Origin of the sequence: Salegentibacter echinorum (assembly GCF_900129445.1) — a bacterium.
Taxonomy (GTDB): domain Bacteria; phylum Bacteroidota; class Bacteroidia; order Flavobacteriales; family Flavobacteriaceae; genus Salegentibacter; species Salegentibacter echinorum.
In genome coordinates this window covers 54,814-75,484 of record NZ_FQVT01000006.1, presented here as the reverse complement: position 1 = coordinate 75,484, position 20,671 = coordinate 54,814, and the positions used below count along the sequence as shown (strand labels likewise).

General features: G+C 36.6%; 12 protein-coding genes. 3 read left to right on the top strand and 9 right to left on the bottom strand.

Going from position 1 to position 20,671, the window contains the following annotated elements; genetic code table 11:
- Positions 1-57: 57 nt before the first annotated feature.
- Positions 58-366 carry a hypothetical protein gene (locus BUA71_RS11000; protein ID WP_072879701.1) on the top strand — a complete coding sequence of 103 codons (309 nt, stop codon included), beginning with the start codon at positions 58-60 and terminating at the stop codon, positions 364-366.
- On the opposite strand, the gene BUA71_RS10995 is transcribed toward BUA71_RS11000, so the two are convergent.
- Positions 358-636, bottom strand: a complete 279-nt coding sequence (locus tag BUA71_RS10995; RefSeq protein ID WP_072879699.1) for a type II toxin-antitoxin system RelE/ParE family toxin — start codon at positions 634-636, stop codon at positions 358-360. The two genes, BUA71_RS11000 and BUA71_RS10995, sit on opposite strands and share 9 nt — an antisense overlap.
- Positions 637-1,450: 814 nt before the next feature.
- Between BUA71_RS10995 and BUA71_RS10990 the strand changes: the two genes are divergently transcribed.
- The gene (locus tag BUA71_RS10990; protein WP_072879697.1) at positions 1,451-2,650 is read left to right on the top strand and encodes an IS4 family transposase; all 1,200 of its coding nucleotides are present in this window, start codon (positions 1,451-1,453) and stop codon (positions 2,648-2,650) included.
- Between the two features lie 647 nt (positions 2,651-3,297).
- Here the strand turns inward: BUA71_RS10990 and BUA71_RS10985 are convergent.
- Positions 3,298-5,508, bottom strand: a complete 2,211-nt coding sequence (locus tag BUA71_RS10985) for an alpha-L-fucosidase (RefSeq protein WP_083572085.1) — start codon at positions 5,506-5,508, stop codon at positions 3,298-3,300.
- Positions 5,509-5,687: 179 nt separating this feature from the next.
- Here BUA71_RS10985 and BUA71_RS10980 point away from each other — a divergent pair, with 179 nt between their 5' ends.
- Entirely contained in the window at positions 5,688-6,401 is a 714-nt protein-coding gene (locus tag BUA71_RS10980) for a FadR/GntR family transcriptional regulator (protein WP_072879695.1), read from the top strand.
- 59 nt (positions 6,402-6,460) lie between these two features.
- Here the strand turns inward: BUA71_RS10980 and BUA71_RS10975 are convergent, their stop codons facing one another.
- The 7 genes from BUA71_RS10975 to BUA71_RS10945 form a co-directional block, all read right to left on the bottom strand.
- Complete coding sequence (locus BUA71_RS10975) at positions 6,461-7,624, bottom strand: sialidase family protein (RefSeq protein ID WP_072879693.1); 1,164 nt, start codon at positions 7,622-7,624, stop codon at positions 6,461-6,463.
- Between the two features lie 382 nt (positions 7,625-8,006).
- Entirely contained in the window at positions 8,007-9,515 is a 1,509-nt protein-coding gene (locus tag BUA71_RS10970) for a RagB/SusD family nutrient uptake outer membrane protein (RefSeq protein WP_072879692.1), read from the bottom strand.
- A gap of 13 nt (positions 9,516-9,528) precedes the next feature.
- Positions 9,529-12,828, bottom strand: coding sequence for a SusC/RagA family TonB-linked outer membrane protein (locus tag BUA71_RS10965; protein WP_083572084.1), 3,300 nt, complete (start codon positions 12,826-12,828; stop codon positions 9,529-9,531).
- Between the two features lie 90 nt (positions 12,829-12,918).
- A complete protein-coding gene (locus BUA71_RS10960; protein ID WP_072879690.1) occupies positions 12,919-13,824 on the bottom strand; it encodes a dihydrodipicolinate synthase family protein in 906 nt (301 codons plus the stop codon).
- 373 nt (positions 13,825-14,197) lie between these two features.
- Positions 14,198-16,102 (bottom strand): SusD/RagB family nutrient-binding outer membrane lipoprotein, encoded by a 1,905-nt coding sequence (locus tag BUA71_RS10955; protein ID WP_072879688.1) that lies wholly within the window; start codon positions 16,100-16,102, stop codon positions 14,198-14,200.
- A 10-nt stretch (positions 16,103-16,112) separates the two neighbouring features.
- Positions 16,113-19,187, bottom strand: a complete 3,075-nt coding sequence (locus tag BUA71_RS10950; protein ID WP_245812573.1) for a SusC/RagA family TonB-linked outer membrane protein — start codon at positions 19,185-19,187, stop codon at positions 16,113-16,115.
- 525 nt (positions 19,188-19,712) lie between these two features.
- Complete coding sequence (locus tag BUA71_RS10945) at positions 19,713-20,642, bottom strand: endonuclease/exonuclease/phosphatase family protein (RefSeq protein ID WP_072879683.1); 930 nt, start codon at positions 20,640-20,642, stop codon at positions 19,713-19,715.
- Between the last annotated feature and the right edge of the window lie 29 nt (positions 20,643-20,671).

Below are 20,671 nucleotides of genomic sequence, written 5' to 3'. Positions count from 1 at the left end.
GAATTATTATTTTTATTACTTATCTTTATCATTAAACGATATGAAAAAGTTTCAAATATGATAAAAGAAATTATCGAATACAAGAATATTTTAAATGACATAGAAGAATTAATAGATAATTCTCCTTATAAAAAAAGCTATATAATCAGCGAAGTGGGAATAAGTACACCAACTTTTTATCGAAAATTAAAAACCAATTCTTTCACGCCAGATGAAGCTTTAAAAATTATTCGTTTAATAAAACCTAAAGAAGCTTATGCCTATGATTTAGAGCAAGGTTTAAAAAGGAGTAAAGATGATATTGAAAACGGTAGAACTTATACCAGGAGCGAAATATTGGAAGGAATAAAAGAAAAATTAAAATAAAGGTTGTTTGAAGTTATTCCAAAAATAGAGTAAAACCAATTTATTTCCTCGAATTTCATAAAAAAGATACATCTGTGGTACCACTAAAATTTTCTGGGTTCTCCATCTTTCGTCAATTTGTCCTATTTCAGGATTTTTTTTAAGCAAATCAATTAATTGGAACGTTTTTTTAGCAAAAGAATCGGCTACTTTTATAGACCAACGATTTACCAGAAAATCAATATTATTCTCAAAGGTATATTTTGCTTCTTTTGTCCAAATTTCTTCCATAGCTTAAATATAACTTATTTTTATTTTTCCAGGCTTATGGGTTTGGTGGAGGCTGGCTAAAAACTAAAGTAGAATTAAAAACAGCAGCAGGGTAAGTGTCATTATATAGAATGCGGATAGCAAATGAAGATCGTCAATCAAAGGTTTTAGAAAAACCCCAATCGAGACAATACGTAACTTCCATAAGTAAACGTATTTGTAAAAACCAGAATTAAAACAGACCAAAAGCATATTGATTGTATTGAGAATTGATCGCTTCGCCAATACTTAAAGGCAAATACCAATAAGATTACCTGGGCCAACATCATTGGAAAAGTAAAAAGCTCCTGGAAAAAACCTATAACAAATGCCCTGGAATGAATTACATAAGCATTTAAAACCAGAAAAAGAAAATAACAAAAAATAAAAACACTACAGTAGAAAATCTTATTTTGAATGTTTCTAATTTTCATAGCCTAATTTTGTCAAATATTAATTTACATTAAATATTTAATAATCAATTAAATAACTAATGAATAATAAATGAGTTATGCATTTAACTACCGTCTTTCTAAATTGTGATTACAACTTGCTGCAAGGTCTGCGGGACCTAGTAGGTTTATGTTGAATCTTAAATCTGTAAGATACTGTGTTTAATTTCAAATATAATCGTGATTGTTATCCATTTGTCATAAATATACCGCTTCGCTGGAGCTATTTGACCAATTTTTAAATATTTTACAGTAGTGTCCGGTAAAGATTTTTAAAAGCGGGATTTCCCAAAGGGATTTCCCGCTTATTTTATATCTTGTTTTTTACCACAAAAACCAGATATATGAACAAAAGTAAAAACTTTAGCGGACAACCCATTATCAAACAGGTTTTAAAGTTCTTGGATCACAATGATGTTTACCGGACAGCGAAGAAGCATAATAGCGATAAGTACACTAAAAAGTTCACGACCTACGAGCACTTGGTCACGATGATATTCTCCGTGATCAGCGGTAGCAGCTCGCTTCGTGAAGTCTCCAGCATAATGCTCGCCTGCGAGGGCAAGATCAACCATTTGGGCTTAAAGGACTTTCCAAAACGCAGCACATTATCCGATGCCAACAAGCGAAGGAGCGCGGAAGTCTTTGCGGATATTTATGGTTTGCTATACAAACGCTATCGTCATTTTTTATCGGACAGCAGAACCAGGGAGCCTGCCGTAAAAGACCTCAAAATAGTCGATTCTTCAACGATAACGCTCTTTAGTGATATCCTGAAGGGTGTTGGCAGAAATCCGATGGGCGGTAAAAAGAAAGGCGGGATAAAGATGCACACGATGATAAATGCAATGGAAGATGTTCCCTGCTTGATAAAGTTTTCAAATGCGGCCACCCACGACCATGTGTTTTTAAAAGAACTCGATTTGAAAAAAGATTCTTTCGTTGTCTTCGACAAAGGCTATGTGGATTATAAGCAATACCAACAATGGACCTTGGACGATATCTATTTTGTGACCAGGCAAAAGGACAATGCCCGCTACACAAGCCTTGAGGAGTTTGATATACCGGACAAGGTGGACGACGCTGTCCTAAAAGATGAAAAAATCACACTTATCGATAAAAAGAACGGGGAGTTCCAACTCAGGAGAATAGCTTTTTGGCACGAAGAGAAACGCAAAGTGTATGAGTTCATCACCAATAACTATGAACTGGAAGCCGATAAGATAGCCGATATCTACAAAAACCGCTGGAAGATAGAGACCTTGTTCAAAAGGCTCAAACAGAACTTCCCACTTAAATACTTTTTGGGCGATAACCAAAATGCGATTGAAATACAAATTTGGGTCAGTTTAATCATTCAGCTTATAATGCTTGTCATACAAAGAAAAGCAGAAAGGAACTGGGCATATTCCAATATGATGTCCGTAATACGGTATCATTTGATGACCTACATTGACCTGTTCAAATTCCTGAAAAACCCAGACTCAAAATACGAAGAAATAACAACAAAAAACATAGGTCAATTGAGTATTTTTGACCCATAGGGGGTTCTGTTTTGAAAACAGAGACCTAATTCAGTAAAATATGACGATGACAAGGCTTTTTTTGCTACTTTAGATTTTTACCGGACAACAATGAATATTTTACTATAAATATTTTGCTTCTCTGAAGCTCGTTAAGTTTCAGTTTTCCTTTCTGTAATATTTTGTTTCGATTTTTTTATTCCCTTAAACCTCGTAGAGGTGGCATATTTATAGTATAGAAGTAGAAGTAAGTTGTAGTGAGCTCCAGCGGAGCGACATAACTATCCATTGCCTTTTGCTCAATTTTTTACTTGCAAAAAGAAAAAGATTTAAGGTTCAAGGTTGAAACTCTGGCCAAAACTTAAAGAAAATTGCCGCACTCCCTCGGCGCTTTCCTTAGTTAAATTTGTAAATTATTTACCTATTGCTCTTTAAAACCTATTCATCAAAAATAAAAAAGGCCACAAAGACTCCAGGGCACTAAGAAAAACACAAAGAACATCTTGGTGGAGCTTTGTGTTTTTCTGCTTTAGTGGCCAATAATACTCTGCGTTTCCCCGCCTGCCAACTAATTCAAAACATTGAGGGCGGGCAGGTTTGCGTTTTTTCCTTTGCGAATTTCATCTAAAAAAAATCATTACCTAAGCTGAATTTATTCAGGGTGAATATTATTTAGAATAAAAGTCTATTTCTGCCGCAGCGGCAGTTTTTCCATCGCCGGCAATTCGTTTTACTTCAATTTTTATAAACCTGGTATTAATAGGTTCTTCAAAATAGTGAGTTCTTGTAGTAGGATCATTAATAAGGTTTCCAAATTCAAAATTTGATACCGTTTCCCATTCTTCTCCATCTTCACTAATTTTGATCTCGCCTTTTTCAATCATACTCATCTTCTCTGAAGCTTTTGGCGTATAACTAAATGCTTTTATTTGTTTTTTCTGCTGCATCTCGATTTCCAGGTAATGCGGAGAACCCTTAGGTCCGGAAATCCAAAATGTATTTTCATTTGCATCTATGGCTAATTGCGGACTGTTTTCCCCACTAAAGCTATCGGCAGTGGCTTTCCAGTCTTGTTTTAGCATCCCAAAGGTTCTGGAAGCAGTACTGCCCTGTAAACTATCTTTTACAGCATAAGCTTCTACCGTTCCTTCTTTCAGTCTAAAACTATCTTTATAACTTTGGGTAACACCATCTAAGGAATATTTAATTTCAACTTTAGCTGTTTCAGGAACTTGTGACATATCTCGTTTCCAGGTAAATTCATCTTTTTTAGGTTCAATTCTCACCATTCCTTCTGAATCTCTTGAGATCTCAAGTTGTGGCGGACGCTTTTTATAAAAATGCGCAGATATTTTTGCAACTGCAGGTTGTAAGCGCGATTGTAAAATCTTTAACCTGAATTCGTTTGAAGTTATTTCCGGAAACCTTAAAATGCGTTTAAAACCAACATTACTTGCCCGGGCAACCTCTTGCCATTCTCCATTAATCTTCGCTTCGAAACTGTGTTCTTCAATTCTTTCCCCGTGCGTTGCAACCGCTTCCTGAAGTAACACCCTATTTATGGTAACCGGCTGTTTGGTTTTAATATTAATGAATTCATTATTGTCCTTCGTAATTTTAAAAGTTTCCAGGTTATTATCCAGTAAAGCTTCATTCGCTTCAGCCTCTTTAAAAAGATCTTCGGCATAAGTTTCTTCCAGGCGCTCTCCTACTTCTTTTAATACACCCACATCTTCAGGAGAAAGCAAACCTTCACGATTGGGAGGCATATTTAGTAGAAATATAGCGTTTCCACCAACTGCGCGTTCATAAATATCAAAAACATCATCGGCACTGCGTACTTTCTGTGTTTCTTCATCCCTATAAAACCAACCTTCTCTAATACTGGTGTTGATTTCGGCCGGCTGATAGTGTAAATATTCCGCGTCATACAACTGACTCCTATTTCCAAGTGTATCGGCAGTGAGATCGCCAAAAACCTCCAAATTATTAGGATTGCCTTTAAACGGGATTACATTCCATTCGGTTTTGCGAGTTTCCCCAGATTCATTTCCGCCCCAGCGAATATCTTCTTTGCCAAAAATAACAGCTTCAGGAGCCAAAGTATGTATTAATTCTTTCCAGGCAGCATAGTTATAGGTTTGTCCGCCCTTGCGCTTTGGATGCGCCCCATCAAACCAAACTTCATGAATAGGACCATATTCTGTAAGCAATTCAAAAAGTTGGTTTAAGAAATACTCATTGTAGTCATCTACTTTAAATTCAAAAGTTGTTTTATTTTCAAAAGGCCTGCCTTCTACTTTTCTGGGAATTGTTCTAAGAGAAGCTTCACTTAAATTTCCATAAAGCCCATCTTTATTCTCAATTTGGTATAAATCTGCCGGAGAAAGATAAACACCTAGCTTTAGACCATATTTTTCGCAAGACTTTGCCAATGCTTTCATAATGTCGCCCTCTCCATTTCTAAATGGCGAAGACATAATCCCTTGTTTTGTATAACGACTTTGCCATAGTACAAAACCATCGTGGTGTTTGGCGGTGAAGATTACTTTGGTCATTCCGGCATCTTTAATGGCTTTACACCATTGATCTGTATCTAAATTCTCTAATTGAAAAACTTCTGGATCTTCTTCGCCTGTACCCCATTCCTTCTTTGTAAACGTATTGGGCCCAAAATGTATAAAAGCGATAAAGCCGTCTTTTAAAGCGGTTAGTTGATTTTGAGTAGGTACCACGTGAGCAGCTTTGGTAATAATGTCGCTTTTAGAATCACTATCCTGAATTTTAATAGTATTAGAAACCGGCATTTCTATTGCCTGTTGGGCAAAGCCAGAGAATATACTGAATAGGAAAACTAAGCTTGAAATTTTTTTGATCATCTTAATAACAGCTTTAAAGGGTTTTAATAACTTGAAAATACGTTTAAAAAGTCTTGAGCACAAATTAAGTAATTTTATATTATGTATTACATATAGTATCGCAATAAACATGTATTTTTAGCAATTAAACTTAGATTGAACGTTATTAACGCATTTGCATTACTTGAAGCAATTAACTAATGAAGAATTATAAAAGATTAAAACCGGTAGAAACACTTTCTTTAGTAGATAAAGTTGAAATTAGATTATTAGAATTTTTCAAAGAAAACAAACTCCAACACGGGGACGCCATTCCTAAAGAATTAGAGTTTGCTGACACTCTGGGAGTAAGTAGAACAGTAATACGCGAAGCTTTATTAAGGTTAAGAACCCTGGGGCTAATCGAATCTAAAAAGCATCGCGGAATGATTTTAACGGAACCCGATATTATTGCCAATTTCGCCAGGATTATGGATCCTACTTTATTAGGCATGGATACCTTAAAGAATCTATTCGAGTTGCGTCTTATTTTAGAAATGGGAATGGCCGATTTCATTTTTGCCCGAAAAACGGATAAAGATATTCAGGAATTGGAAGATATGGTCAATGCCGAAGAGGAAGCAGAAGCCAAAAGGATTAGCTTTGGGCTGGAACGAGAAATTGCTTTTCACGGGAAGCTTTATGAAATTTCACAAAATAAAACCCTTATAAAATATCAAAAACTATTATTTCCCGTTTTTGAATATGTGCATTTAAAAAACAAGCCCGAAGATTTTGAATATCGTTATTCTACAGGGAAGTTTGTCACCCATAAAATGTTGGTTGATAATATAAAAATAGGAACACCTGAAACTTTTAGGAATGCCATGCGGCAACATTTAGAACCTCATTTTGATGCCATTTTTCAGAAATAGCATTCCTATGTCAAATAATTAGGCCTGGTATGAAATAAAAGTGAACAATTGTCATTAAATTAAAAATTGCTTTTTAAAGAATTTTTAGAAATCACTATCACATCAATACGCATCCAGCCTGGTGGCCTGTTGCCAGGAATCATTTTAGGGAAACCCTGGGTATCTCCTGTTTCAAAAATTATAGCAAGATCGCCATTTGGGAGTGCTGTGATGTCACTATATCCAGCGGCTTTCTCAAACAGCAAGATATTATTTGGCCAGGTTTCTCCTCCATCTGGGCTTTTATAAAGCTTAAGATTTAAACGGTCTTCATGTAAACTATCTGTTTTCCCGCCGGCAGGTCCAGAAAAATATAATAAATCATCCATTCCCAAAATACTGGAATGGCATCCTCCATAATCTTTAGTAGTTTCTAATTGTTTATCCACTACAGCTTGGGTCCAGGAAACGCCTCCGTCATAGCTCCAGGCTTTTTTACGCTCTCCTTTTCCGGCACGCAGGTTAAAAATAAGTGTATCTTTTGGACTTTCAGCAATCTCAAATTCCCCTCCTAAAGAGGCCTTTTCTCCAATTTGCCAGGTTTCGCCGTGATCATCGCTGTACACTGTTCTATTTCCCAGTATTTCTCCATCATATTGACGAGTAGGTAATATAAGCCTGTCTTTAAATTTCCCGCCTTGCATTTGGATTCCAGAACCCGGGCCAAAGCCATTCATAAAATGCCCCGGCGCAGTAATTTTATTGGTTATATTTTTGGGTTGCGACCAACTTACTCCATCATCTATGGACGTTATAAGCCAGCTAGTGTTCTTTTTCATACTGTGATCGTTTTGGGGCCATCGGTTTGTAAAAAGAAAAATTTTGCCGGTAACTTTATCTACTAAAGCCACCGGATCCATATAAGCATCATTTTTCCCCTGGGTAATAAACTGCATTGCAGACCAGGTTTTACCATTATCTGTACTTCTTTTAACAACAATGTTTGTGGGTGTTTTATCGGTAGAGCTTAATCTTCGTGCTTCACTAAAAGCAAGTAAATTTCCTTTTTTAGTAGTAACCAGTGAAGGGATTCTATAGGAATCTATTTCATTTTCCCCGGCATTAAAAACAGTGTTGTTATATTTTGATACTTTTTGACCAAAAGCAGGTTCATTATTACTTGCAGCAAATAATACAAGAAGTATAGCGCAGTATTTTGTGATAAAAAATGAAGGTGATTTCATAACTATATTTTTTATAGAATTGTATTTCAATTTAAAGCTCTAATTTAAAATAATACCAATTAAATTAACGAACTCGATTAAACTTTATCAGTTGGCTGAAAAATTTTTATCTTTTTTTCGTTCCGTAGCGATGCTATGCAACTCAAAAAAGTCTTCAATTGTGTGAAAAATGTCTAATTTTTGGCTACAATTCAAAAATTTAAATGAGTTCAATTAAAAATTACACGATAATCTAGATCTACCCCGATACTTATAGGAGGGCAATAACTATAAAGACCTTTCATAAGTCCACCACGGGATAGTTTACCAGGATGTGTTAAAGAAAAAAGGCCACTTACGTGACCTTTTCTTGCTAATTCAAAATTTAATGTATTCTTATTTCCTATTGTTGGTAACCCGGAGTTTGTTCTAACAAAGGATTTCTACCAATCATATCTAAAGTAATAGGCAATAATAATTTATATTCGTCTCCAGGTTGTAGGAATTCTACATTGTCTATCACATAACTATCCCCGGCTCTTCGTAGGTCCCACCATCTTTTTCCTTCAGCAATAAACTCTTTATAGCGTTCATCTAAAATGGCTTCGGTATTTTCTTCCATAGAGCCAGAAGAATAAGCATCTACGGCAGGATCGTAATCCACACCATAAGCTCTTTCCCTTATTTTATTAATCTGCTCAGATGGATCTTCGCCCAGATGATTTTTAGCTTCTGCCAGTAGTAAAATTACATCGGCATATCTATAAATAGGAAGATCACTATCAAATATTCTTACACTTCCATCTATTCTACCAAGAAACTTTTTAAGAATTGAACCATAATACTTATCGGCGTTGTAGTTTGGATATCCTTCACCGTTATTCGAGTCGCTATACAACCTTATAAAAGTCTCATCCTTTCTGGCATCCTCGTTATCATCTGTAATTATGAGTGTTTTTTCACTAGGACCATAACGGTTTGCACCCTCTACTACAAAACCTTCCATAGAATTTCCATCGTCGTTATATTGTGGCCAGATCTCGGTACTTCTTCCCGTGAAGGAATTAAAGAAGTTTCCGGCTTCATCTTCAGCATATTGTACCGCGAAAATAAATTCATTATTATTTTCATTATCTGCTCCCCATAGATCTTCGTAATTGGAAACCAAGCCTAAGTTACCTATTCCCATAACTTCCTGTAAGGCATCTTTCGCAGTATTAAAGTCTGAGTTACCACCTCCCAATAAATTACCAGACCAGATGTAAACATCTCCTTTTAAGGTAAGTGTAGCTGCTTTGGACCAATAATTTTTATTACCGTTCCAAAAAGAAGCATCATCTCCAAAAGCTTCTAAAGATCGCTCCAGGTCATCTTTTATAAGCTGCATTACTTCTTCCTGAGATGATCTCGCCTTACTAAGCCCCTCTGGATCTGTAGTACTTAAAACATCTGTGGTTATGGGCACAGCACCCCAGGTTTTTAACAAGGTGTAGTAATAGTAAGCTCTTAACCCATAAGCCTCACCAATCATGTGATCTTTATCTTCTGGGTTATTAAATTCAATTTCCGGTACATTTACCAGAAAATCATTTATTTTATGAATTCTGGAGTAATAACCTGCCCAACCGCCAAATGGTGCTGTAGATACGGTTATTTTAGATTCAATAAAATCCTGGTAAAAAGGAGATTCAAAAGTTTGGCCACCCCAAACATCGCTTCTCATAGTACCCAATACCCAGGTGGTATTCGCAGCACCGCGAAAGGTACCATAAAGACCCGTATGAGCTGCTCTTACACCATTCTCACCTTCCCAAAATCCATTAAATGTAAGATCACTTGGGGCTTCGACTTCTAATTGGCTATCACAAGCACTTAGCGTGAGTAAAGCCAAAAGTATATATGCATATTTCATGTTTATTTCTTTTTTAAAGAGTTAAATTAAGTCCTAAAGTAAAAGTCCTGGGTAACGGAAATTGTCCGGCCTGATATCCTCCTTGCTCTGGCGTATCCCCACTATAACTTTTAAAGTAATGCAGGTTAGTTCCCGTTACATATAAGCTTAACTTTTTAATTTTATCGGTAAATGTTTCTGTAGGTAAATCATAGCTAAGCGTTAATTCCCTAATAGCTAAATAATCTCCTTTCTCCCAAAAGCGACTGTTTACCGTTCCTTCGCCACCTCTAAAGATATTATCCTGTGCGTCAACAAAAACAAACCTCGGTACATCGGTATCGGTATTCTGGGGAGTCCAGGAGTCTAAAACTAAAGCATCCTGGTTAAGGTTACCCTGGGTTTGAGCTAAACCTTTTCCACGAATATGGTTATAAATAACGTGACCGGTCGCAAAATCTGTTTTTACGTATAAACTAAAGTTTTTATAGCTCATGTTTGTGGAAAGTCCTCCGTAAAAATCGGGGGTGGTTCTTCCTATTACCTGTCTGTCGAAGCTGTTAATAATATCATCACCATTAGTATCTACCCAAGCTACGTCACCGGGGTATCGCTTAAATGGATCTGGAAGGAAATCATCCTGAACATTGGAATCGGCATCTACTTCGGCCTGGTTTGCATAAATATAATCCTGCACATAAGTAACTACCATATCATTCCCAACGCGTTTTCCTTCCTGTAATCCTCCAACATATTCCAGTTCCCCGGTGCTGGGATTATAAATTTGGGTTCCCCCCTGGCGGTTAAGTTCGTTGTCATTTTCTGGCAACTCTACTACAAAGTTTTTAATTTTTGATAAAGTACCATTCACCGACCATTGAAAACCTTCACCTCTAACAATATCGGCTCCCAATTGCAATTCGAATCCTTTATTTCTTAAGATTCCATTATTGGTTCTAATAGAGCCAAAACCTGTCCAATAGGGTAATGTTAAATCTGAAATTTTATCTTCAACATCTCTTATAAAATAATCGGCAATTAAGTTGATTCGATTATCAAATAGGGACATATCCAGCCCAAAGTTGAGTGTTGTAGAACGTTCCCAACGCAAATCAAGCGTGGGTAACCTTGTATTGGCATAACCCGTTTGCCCGTCATAAACTCCTTGTGAACCGTAAGAACCGAAAGATACAAAGTTAGCAGTACGTTCAGGTTGACCTGGTAAAGCCAGGGATGCGAGATTACCGTTTACCCCGTAACTAATTCTTGGTTTAATTTTGGTAAAAACATTGTTTATGGAAGAATCCTGGAAAAAGTTTTCATTATGTAAATTCCATCCTACAGATAGTCCCGGGAAAAATCCATATTTATTATTTCCCAATCTGGATGAACCATCATACCTAAAGGTTAAACCTAAAAGATAACGATCGTCATAATCATAATTTAGTCGTCCAAAACCAGAAGCAATCACCTGAAGTGTTCTATAGCTGTAAGGCACTCCATTTGCTTCAGCGCCGGCGTTTAAAGTTGGAATTAAGTCGGTTGGAGAATTTTTCGTTCCAGCCGAAAAGCTAAAATATTCATCTCTGTAATATTCAGCACCCAATAATAAATCGAAGTAATGTTTATCGAAGGTTTTGGTATAATTTAAAGTACCTGTAATTTGATTTCTCAATGTCTTTTCGGTACTGGCAGAAGCGTTTCGTGTTTCGATTAAAGAATTTCCATTTAAATATGCCTTATTAAAATTTTCATTTAAATTGTTCACGGTAAAATGACTTCCCGTAAGTGAAAAAGTTAAATTAGACATTAAATCCCAATCTATGCCTACCGAAGCAGTAAGACGTTGTTCCAGATTGTCACGAATAAATTTATCCTGATAATATAAAGGATTTCCAAATCCGAAATTCGTACCTGGGTTTAAATCATCAGATATACTTCCATCTGGATTATTATTATAGGTCCTTGAAGTAGGTGCCTGACCCGCAAATCTTCTAAACACTGTATTGTTATTTCCTAATGGACTTAAATTTAAATTGGAATGGGAATACAGAATATTGGAATTTACTTTGAAGGTTTCTGAAATATTATAAGATCCGGTAAATTTTCCTGAATATCTTTTAAAGCCAGAACCGAGAATGAGCCCGTCGTTATCTAAATACCCCAAACTTGCATAATAAGAACCTTTCTCATTTCCTCCCTGAAAACCGATGTAGTGCTCGGTAGAAGTACTGGGTTGATAAATATCTTTCCCTACATTATTTTGACGAAACAGAATTTCCTTACTGGGATCTACAGGGTCTGTCACGGTATTCCAGCCGGGATAATCTAATAAATACCTGTTTTCATTGGTTAAATATTGAGTAGTAAAAGGAGAGTTTGTCGTGTTACCTCCCGTTCCAAAAGCCAGGGCACCGTTTAGAAATCCGGCGTCAAAGTTATTTCTTCCGGTTGCTTCATTGTAGTATAAAACTGCCTGACGATTGTATTTTATAAAATTTGCAGCATCCAGATAATCAGGTGTTTCCCTTTCATAATTGATGCTATATTTTTGTTTATAGGTAATAGTTGTTTTTCCACCTTCACCAGACTTAGTGGTTACTAATACAACTCCATTTGCTGCTCTTGCACCATAAATAGCCGTTGCCGCGGCATCTTTTAGAACTTCGATAGATTCGATATCATCGGAATTTAAAGCGTAAAAACTTCCTGGAACGCCATCTATAAGAATTAAAGGTGAACCAGAGCCATCAAAACTTGTTCCGCCCCTAAGTACAATATCAGGTGTTGATCCCGGTTGCCCGGTGGTGTTGGTTACTCTTAATCCAGGAATGGTTCCCTGTAAAGCTGTTGCAGCATTAGATCTTGTAGAAGTTTCCAGAATACGGGTATCCATTTTTGCAACCGAAGTTGTAAGCTTTGCACGGGATTGCTTCCCATAACCAGTGATTACTACTTCGTCTAAACTTGCAAGGTCTTCTTCCATAACAACATTAATAGTATCATCGGTACCTACTATACGTTCCTGATTTTTAAAACCGATAAAACTAAAAACAAGTACATCTCCAGGAGCTGCAGTTATAGAATAATTACCATCAAAGTCACTCTGTGTTCCATTTGTGGTATTTTGTACAATAACATTCACTCCAACCACAGGCACATTATTAGCGTCTTTAATTGTTCCGTTTATCTCCTTATTTTGAGCGAAGCCAATACCAGAGCAACAGAATAAAACTACTAATAGAAAGTAGCTTTTTAAGTCTTTTGCCAATCTCCTTGGCGGTAAACAGCTCTTATAAAAAGAACCAAAATTGGTAATTGTATGGTCTTTCATAGTTTTTGTTTTTTTGCAGTTAACAAATATTTAAGTTTAAAAGTATAAAATGTTTTATGTTATACATAATAATTGATTAAAAAAAATTAGTTATTTAACCGTATCGCTAATTTTTAGGTATTTATCCAAGCCTAATTTAGTGAAAGACGCAATAACATCGTCAATTTGTTTATTCTTCAATGTAGTGTGTGGAAACCTGGAGGGTCCGCAATCTACACCTAAAGCTCTCATAAAGCTTTTACCGCCACCGTTAAAGCCGCCGTACTGATCTAAAGTTTTAACAAAGCTGATGGAAAGTCTTTGTAATTTTTGTGCTTCATTAAAATCACCTTCTTCTATAGCTCTTAATATATTGGCATATAATGGCATTAAATGGTTAAAAGTACTGCCTACGGCTCCTTTAGATCCAGCTGCAACTGCTGGAAGAAAAGCTTCATCTACACCAAAGAAAATATCTTTTCCTTTCGCGCTGCCGTTTACTTCCTGAAAAGCGACTAAATTATTTTCAGTAAATTTTATCCCCTGGAAATTAGGAATTTCGGCAATGGCTTTCTTCAAAAATTCCTGCATATCGAAATTTACATTGGTTAAAACAGGTAAATGATAAAAATAAAACGGAAGTTGCGGTGCAGCGGCGGCAATTTTTGAACAGTATTCAATTAATTGACCTAAGTTTCCCGGTTTAAAATAAAAAGGGGCAATGGCAGCAATTGCATCTGCTTTATCCCTGGAGTGCTTAGCCAGATCTATCGCGTTTTTAAGGCTAATATCACCCACGTGATTTATAAGTTTTAGACCTTTTTTATTATTGGCCCAGGCCTCAAGTTGTTCTTTTCTCTCTGCTATAGTTAAGGACGCAAAGTCACCAGTAGAACCATTTACAAAGATTCCTGACAAATCATTTTCTTTTAAATGATTGGCATAAACATCTATAACCGCCGGGTTAAAGCTGTTATCCTTTTTTAAAGGAGTATAAGTAGCTGCGAAAATCTGCATAGTAGTATTGTATTATGTTATACATAACAAATTTAAACCAATAATTGTTTTAACCAAATTTTATCTTAAAAATATTCGAAAGTATTCTCTGTTTGGGTAATGGATTATGGGTTATGAGTTATGGGTTATGGGTTGTGGGTTTGACCTTTGACCTTGCCTGAATATGGTTGCTAGTTGTGGGTTGCGGGGACTTTAGCGTGCCTGACATCTATATGCTGAAAACTGGGTCTGCTAGTTTAATTTTGGTTTGTTGTTAACGAGGACTAAGGACGATGCGGTGTTGAACCTTGAACCCAAAAACAAAAAAAGGCTGTCTCAAGAGGTTTTCCTCTCCAGACAGCCCTTTAAAAAAAGCTGCAATTAACTTTTTAACCTATTGTTTTTGTGCCCACCATAATGGCGTAAACACAGTATCATCACCATCAAGGAAATTTACCGCTTGTTGGTAACCTTCACTATCACTATTACGTAATCCAGAAGGGTACTTTAAACGTTGTGGGAAGAAATCCTTATGAACTTCCATATAATTGCTCTCATTTAAATTTGGATGATCTGGAAGTGGATTTTCAACCGCTGGATTTGGGAAAAACGGTAATCCTAATCTTCTGTGATCGCTCCATGCTTCCAATGGCAAGTATGGGAAATGGGCAATATACTTTTGCGTAATAATCTTGGTTAAATGGTCGTTTTTAACCTGGCCGTCTTTATAAAGGTCATTATTGGGATACTTGATATCTACTGTAGATTCTGCACCAGTATAGCCATTTTTGTAACGCATTTTGTGCGTTTGTGGTGGCTCTGCTGTATGATCCCAGCTTACAGAAGTACCGGCATTGTTATATTCTTCAGAAGAGAGATATTCATTAGCCATACCAGAAAGATCCCAGTATTCGAAATTAGCTTTTATCCCTTCTTCATAGGCCGTTTTACCGTCCATTGGAGTATTCCATCCTTTTTCGGCAGCTTCAGCTACTAAGAAATAAGACTCCCAGGGTGCAAAGAAAATTCTTTTCTTACTACCATCCCTAAATGGTAATTTCATTCTTGGGATAGTACCTATATAGGAATACAAATTATTTTTAGCACCTTTTTCTCCCCAGCTTCCTGGAACTGATGCATTCCAGGTAAAAGAAGCATCTATTGAGTCTAATACTTCACCGGCATCATCTACTAAAGCTCGTGTAGTGTTTCTGGCATCGCTGGTCCAGGATGGATAAAATGTAAATCCAGAATCCTCAAAATTTCCTGGAATCCCGAAAGCTTTATAAGCTCTTGGATCTATTTCTTTATGTAAACCATCGAACCAAAACCCAGCCTTTGGAGCATTGGTTTTTGTTGCAAAATGCTCATCATAAAGTAAACCTGCATAATCCTTATCCTTAACATAAGGAGCAAAGGACTCCCCAATGGCTGAAGTAGTCTCTATACCTCCAAGTCCAATAAATAAATCATTTAAAGTTGCTGAAAGATATTGAGCGTTCCATTGCCTGGACATAGGTGCTGTAAAATCATCCCATCCACCTTTCTCCTGAACAGCGAAAGCTTCGTCTATAGTCATTATAAATTCATTTGAAGCGGCCGCTTCAAATTCTTCTTTGGCCATTGCCGGGTCTGCTTCAGATAATCTCATGGCTAAACGCATACGCATGGAATTACCGTATTTATTCCATTTCTTATAATCAAATCCAAAAGCAGGGTCTAAACCACCATCTGGTTTTTCGGTTAACTCTGTATCTAATTTTGCAGTTGCATCTTTTAATTCGGCCAACATGTAGTAATATACATCTTTAGTGCTGGCAAACTCTGGATTTACCTGCTGAAAAGCTTCAATTGGAATAGGTCCAAAATTATCGCTCATTTCGCTCATAAGGTACACACGCCATATTCTGGAAATTTGAAGAATATTCTCGCTGTATTCTTTTATATTACCTTCATCAATTTGTTTGTGAGCGATATCAATACCAGTATTCACATGGTTTAACCAACCTGATACAGAATTGAAATAATCGTTGGACCAGCCATCGTTAGCACTTCCAACCGGGAGCGTGTTAGTTCTATCCTGTCTTGCGGCAGCTTTCCAATATAAAACGAAAGCTCGTTCTGCTACGTGAGGGTTTTGTTGTGCCCCTGTTATAGCATTGTTCAAAAAATAGGCTACCTGCACCTGCTCCTCATTGGCAGCAAATGGGTCCTCGTTGATCTCGTCGAAATCGGAGCAGGAACTTAATCCTGCCGCTATCCCGACTGCTAATAATGTTTTGTTTATATAATTTTTCATAGTTTATTTTTTAGAAACTTAATGATACATTAAAGAAATAGCTTCTAGATGTTGGTGAAGAGCCATTTTCAAATCCTGTCGCATTTGTACCTGTAGCGTAAACCGATTCTGGGTCAATTCCGTTCATATCACTATCTATCATCCAAAGGTTATTTGCGCTTACACCCACTTTAGCTTTTGTAAGTGCCAGAACATCAATCCAATCTTTAGGTAAGTTATAACTTAAATTAATATTTCGCAATCTAATATTAGTCGCGTCATACATATTAGCTTCAGTTATTCCCAGGTTTCCTACCCCAGCAACAGCTTCCCAATAATTTTGATGACTTACTGCAGCCTGATTTTCTTCAAATACACGATCACTCGCTCCTTCAGGAGTAACATCTACTACCCCATCTACTACAAATTCTTCTCTTTGACCGTTAACTACCGTGGCATTGGCAGTTCCCTGTAATTGCATAGCGGCATTTGTACCAGAGAAGATCTTTCCGCCAAACCTACCATCAATTAGGAAACTAAAGTTAAAGCGCTTCCATTTAAAAGAGTTAGTCCAACCTACTAAAGCATCAGGTTGTTGATTGCCCAGGTAAAAGCTTTCATCGGTTTCCAATGGTAATCCACTCTCATCTAAAATAAGTTCACCAAAATAAGGACTGTTTTGGTCTTCTACCCTTCTAAATTTTGTACCATAAATGTTTCCGTATCCAGAACCAGCTTCAGCAATAATTTCTACGTTATCATATCCACCTAATTTATAACGATCTAAGTCTGGCGTTAGCTCATTAAGCGTATTTTCGTTCTTGGAAAAGTTGATATTGGTGCTCCAGGATAAGCCTTCCGGATTATCTAAAATAGTCGCATTAAGCATTACTTCTATCCCCTGGTTTTCAATATCCCCGGCATTAACCTTTTTTCTTAAATAACCACTTAAGGGGTTTAGGTCTATTTCAATTAACTGCCTGGTAGCATTAGTTTTGTACCAGGAGAAATCCAGTCCTATTCTGTTATCTAAAAACCTAAGATCGAATCCTGCTTCCCAGGATTTGATCAACTCACTTTGTAAATCTGGGTTGAATAGAGTATTTCGTCTTCCAGCTATGGTTTCATCATTAGAGTTTTTACCTAAATAGTAAGAGTTATATAATTGGTAAGGATCTAAATCATTACCTACCTCTGCATAAGATGCACGAAGTTTGGAAAATGTTATCCAACCTGGCATTTCACCACCGGTATCTTTTATAAGATCGTTAAGCACAATAGATGTACTTACAGAAGGATAAAAGAAAGAACGATTATCTTCGCTAAGTGAAGAAGACCAGTCATTTCTTCCAGTAAGGTCTAAGAATAAGTACCCGTCATAATTAAGCTGAACGGTACCGTATAAAGAATTAATTTTATATTCGGTAGAACCTTCTGTAACATTTGGTCTATCTACCCCATTATTAATGGAAAAGAAATCGGGCACTTCTAATTCTCCAACATTAGACTCTAATTTGCTGGATTTACGGTGCATAAGGTTCCCTCCCAGGTTACCACTTACGCCAAAGTTACCAAGTATATCATCTTTTCTAGCAGTAAAAAGAGCACTAAAGTTATTTTCCATAAAGGTTCTCTTACCAAGACTATATTGTCCATTGTCTACAATAGGGCTACCATCGTAAACTTTCTTTTCAGTGCTGGTAGTGTACATATCACTACCTCCCTTAATTTCACCCGTCAACCAATCTGCAAACTCATACTTTACAGATCCATTTAATAGGAAACGATCCCTGGAGTCTTTGTTGGTGTTATATTTTGCATTCCAATATGGGTTTACCTGATTTGAAGAATTATACCAGGTCATATTACCAAATTCGTCTTTTGGAGTGCTAAAGTCTGTAATGTCCACAGATCGTGGTAACAAATACATGGTTAAAAAAGCATTAGAAACGTTTGCCCCACCAAGCGGACGGTTTATAGCTTTGTTATTCATATACTGCACCTTTACATCTGTAGTCCATCTTTCATTAGGACCAAAGGTGGTTGTTGCTCTTGTTAAAAGGTTTGTTCGGTTTAATTCAGCACCGGGAATCATGCTTTCATCATCTAAGTAACTAACCGATGAGTAAACAGAAGTATTGTTTATTTTTTGTGAAAAAGAAAGACTTTGGTTTAGGCTTACTCCAGTATCAAAAAAGTTTTCCACGTTATTATAAGCTCTCAATGGTACTTCTTCCCCGGTATAATCTGTTACAGTTTGTCCTTCAATTTTTGGTCCCCAACTTAAAGTTGATTCTGCATTATAAATATTATTACTACCCTGTGCAAAAGAACTTTGCATATCTGGTTTTAAGAACAAATCTTCAAAACCTAAGTTTACATTATAGGTGATACCCAATCCTTCCTGAGCAGTACCAGATTTGGTTGTAATTAAAATAACCCCGTTACCGGCACGCGATCCATAAAGTGCAGCAGCTGAAGCTCCTTTAAGCACAGACATACTTTCAATATTTTCTGGATCAATATCTCCCAGACCGTTTCCTGTATCACGACTTGGGTTAAAGTAGTCATTATTTTCAGCACCCGTAAAGTTGTCCATTGGCACGCCATCTACCACGATTAGTGGCTGGTTGTCCCCTGTTAAGGAGTTATTTCCCCTCAAGACAATTTTTGAAGAACTAGCCGGTCCGCCGCTACCGCGCACAACGTTCAATCCCGCTACCTTACCGGTAAAGGCATTAGCAAGGTTGCTTTCACGACTTTCTATTAATTCCTCACCACCTACTTCCTGTAATGCATATCCCAGGGATTTCTGTTCCCTTTTTATCCCCAATGCGGTAACTACTACTTCATCCAGAGCTTCGGTATCAACTCCAAGACTAACATCTATAGTAGTCTTTCCGGCGACAGAAATCTCCTGTTTTTTGTAGCCAATCATAGTAAAAACCAGGGTAGCGTCTTCGGCCACAGTAATAGAGTAATTTCCATCAAAATCTGTAGAAACGCCATTGCTGGTTCCTTTCTCCAGGATTGTGACTCCCGGCAGGGGCATGGCACCTTCGGTATCAATTACCGTTCCGCTCACAGTTTTTTCCTGTGCTAACATTTTCGGCATGTTTAGAAAGCAAACAAACGCCAGAAAAAAGTAAATTTTTTGATTCATAAGTTTTGCATTTTGTTAAAATGAAGATCTAATTTTAGTTAATTAACTGTGAATAAAGTTCCGTTAATTATACCATATTTCAAAAGTTTATCGACTAATGACTGTTATGTAAAGCTCAACAACGTTTTATCGAAAACGATGTAGTTTTCAAATATTAGATCTAGCCGTTGTATCTTTAGAATAGTTTATCAAAAATAGAAGTTAAAAGCCAAAAAAGTATATTTTCCTAACCTTTTTCATCCATAAGGAAACTACTTACGATATTGTTTTTTACTTTAAATTTCGATAGATTTTGCAGCTGAAAAATGAGAGCTGAAAAAGGATTTAAGGAATATCATTCTAAATTATAAGCATTAGATACTGCATACCAAATTGGATAATGCTGAGTGATAGATTTTCTAAAAATCTGCTGTATTTAATAATTGTAACATATCATGAAAATTTATTTGTCATTTTCAAAAACCCTGATTAATCCACGTCGTATTTCAGAATACTCAGAACAGGATAATGATCTGAAGTAAGACGCGCTTCATTTTTATAAATCGAGATTTCCCTGGGATGAGCGCCAGAGTTTTCTTCCTCTTTAAAAGTTTTTAAATTTGTATGGTACGTATCGGTAAGTATTCCGTGCTTCAACACCTTAAAATCACGGGACACGAAAACGTGATCTATACGACTTTCACTTCGTGTGTTGATCTTAAATCCGTTAAAAGTACCTTCAGCTCCATATTGAAGTTCGGCAAGAGCGTAAGCATCGCTCAGTAAATCTGAACCATTTAAAACTTTAAAACTGGCACTATTTTGATCTACATTAAAATCTCCGGTCAATAAGGTTGGTTTATCTTTAGCAATATCATTTATTTTTCTTAAAATTAGTTTAGCGCTTTCTTTTCTTGCCTGTACTCCAACGTGATCAAAATGTGTATTAAAGAAATAAAACTCCATTCCGGTTTGTTTCACCTTAAACTTACCCCAGGAAACAATTCTTGGTAAAGCGGCATCCCAACCAACATTTGGTCTGGAAGTATTTTCAGAAAGCCAAAAATCCCCCTTATCTAATAGTTGAAACATTTTGGTTTTATAGAATATAGCCGAGTGTTCTCCTTTTTGCTCCCCATCGTCCCTGCCAACACCAATATAGGAATACTCGGGAAGTTTATTTGACAATTGAGCTAACATATGTTGCAATCCCTCCTGACTCCCAAAAATATCAAAATCATGAAATTGGATTAATTTAGCAACAATGTCTTTTCTATACTGCCAATTATTCAATGAATCAGCTGGATTGTCATATCTCAAGTTGTAGCTTGCCACTCTTAATTCTTGAGCATCAATAGAACCCAAGCTCAAAAAAAGACTTAAAACCACAAAAAATACCTTATTAACTTTATGAGTCATGATGAGTTTTTATTTAAGTAAGTAATAAA

Excerpts from the sequence above, each read along its gene's own strand:
- BUA71_RS10950 (WP_245812573.1), bottom strand. The coding sequence starts at position 19,187 with ATGTTAGCACAGGAAAAAACTGTGAGCGGAACGGTAATTGATACCGAA.
- BUA71_RS10995 (WP_072879699.1), bottom strand. The coding sequence starts at position 636 with ATGGAAGAAATTTGGACAAAAGAAGCAAAATATACCTTTGAGAATAAT.
- BUA71_RS11000 (WP_072879701.1), top strand. The coding sequence starts at position 58 with ATGATAAAAGAAATTATCGAATACAAGAATATTTTAAATGACATAGAA.
- BUA71_RS10990 (WP_072879697.1), top strand. The coding sequence starts at position 1,451 with ATGAACAAAAGTAAAAACTTTAGCGGACAACCCATTATCAAACAGGTT.
- BUA71_RS10985 (WP_083572085.1), bottom strand. The coding sequence starts at position 5,508 with ATGATCAAAAAAATTTCAAGCTTAGTTTTCCTATTCAGTATATTCTCT.
- BUA71_RS10955 (WP_072879688.1), bottom strand. The coding sequence starts at position 16,102 with ATGAAAAATTATATAAACAAAACATTATTAGCAGTCGGGATAGCGGCA.
- BUA71_RS10945 (WP_072879683.1), bottom strand. The coding sequence starts at position 20,642 with ATGACTCATAAAGTTAATAAGGTATTTTTTGTGGTTTTAAGTCTTTTT.
- BUA71_RS10980 (WP_072879695.1), top strand. The coding sequence starts at position 5,688 with ATGAAGAATTATAAAAGATTAAAACCGGTAGAAACACTTTCTTTAGTA.
- BUA71_RS10960 (WP_072879690.1), bottom strand. The coding sequence starts at position 13,824 with ATGCAGATTTTCGCAGCTACTTATACTCCTTTAAAAAAGGATAACAGC.
- BUA71_RS10965 (WP_083572084.1), bottom strand. The coding sequence starts at position 12,828 with ATGAAAGACCATACAATTACCAATTTTGGTTCTTTTTATAAGAGCTGT.
- BUA71_RS10975 (WP_072879693.1), bottom strand. The coding sequence starts at position 7,624 with ATGAAATCACCTTCATTTTTTATCACAAAATACTGCGCTATACTTCTT.
- BUA71_RS10970 (WP_072879692.1), bottom strand. The coding sequence starts at position 9,515 with ATGAAATATGCATATATACTTTTGGCTTTACTCACGCTAAGTGCTTGT.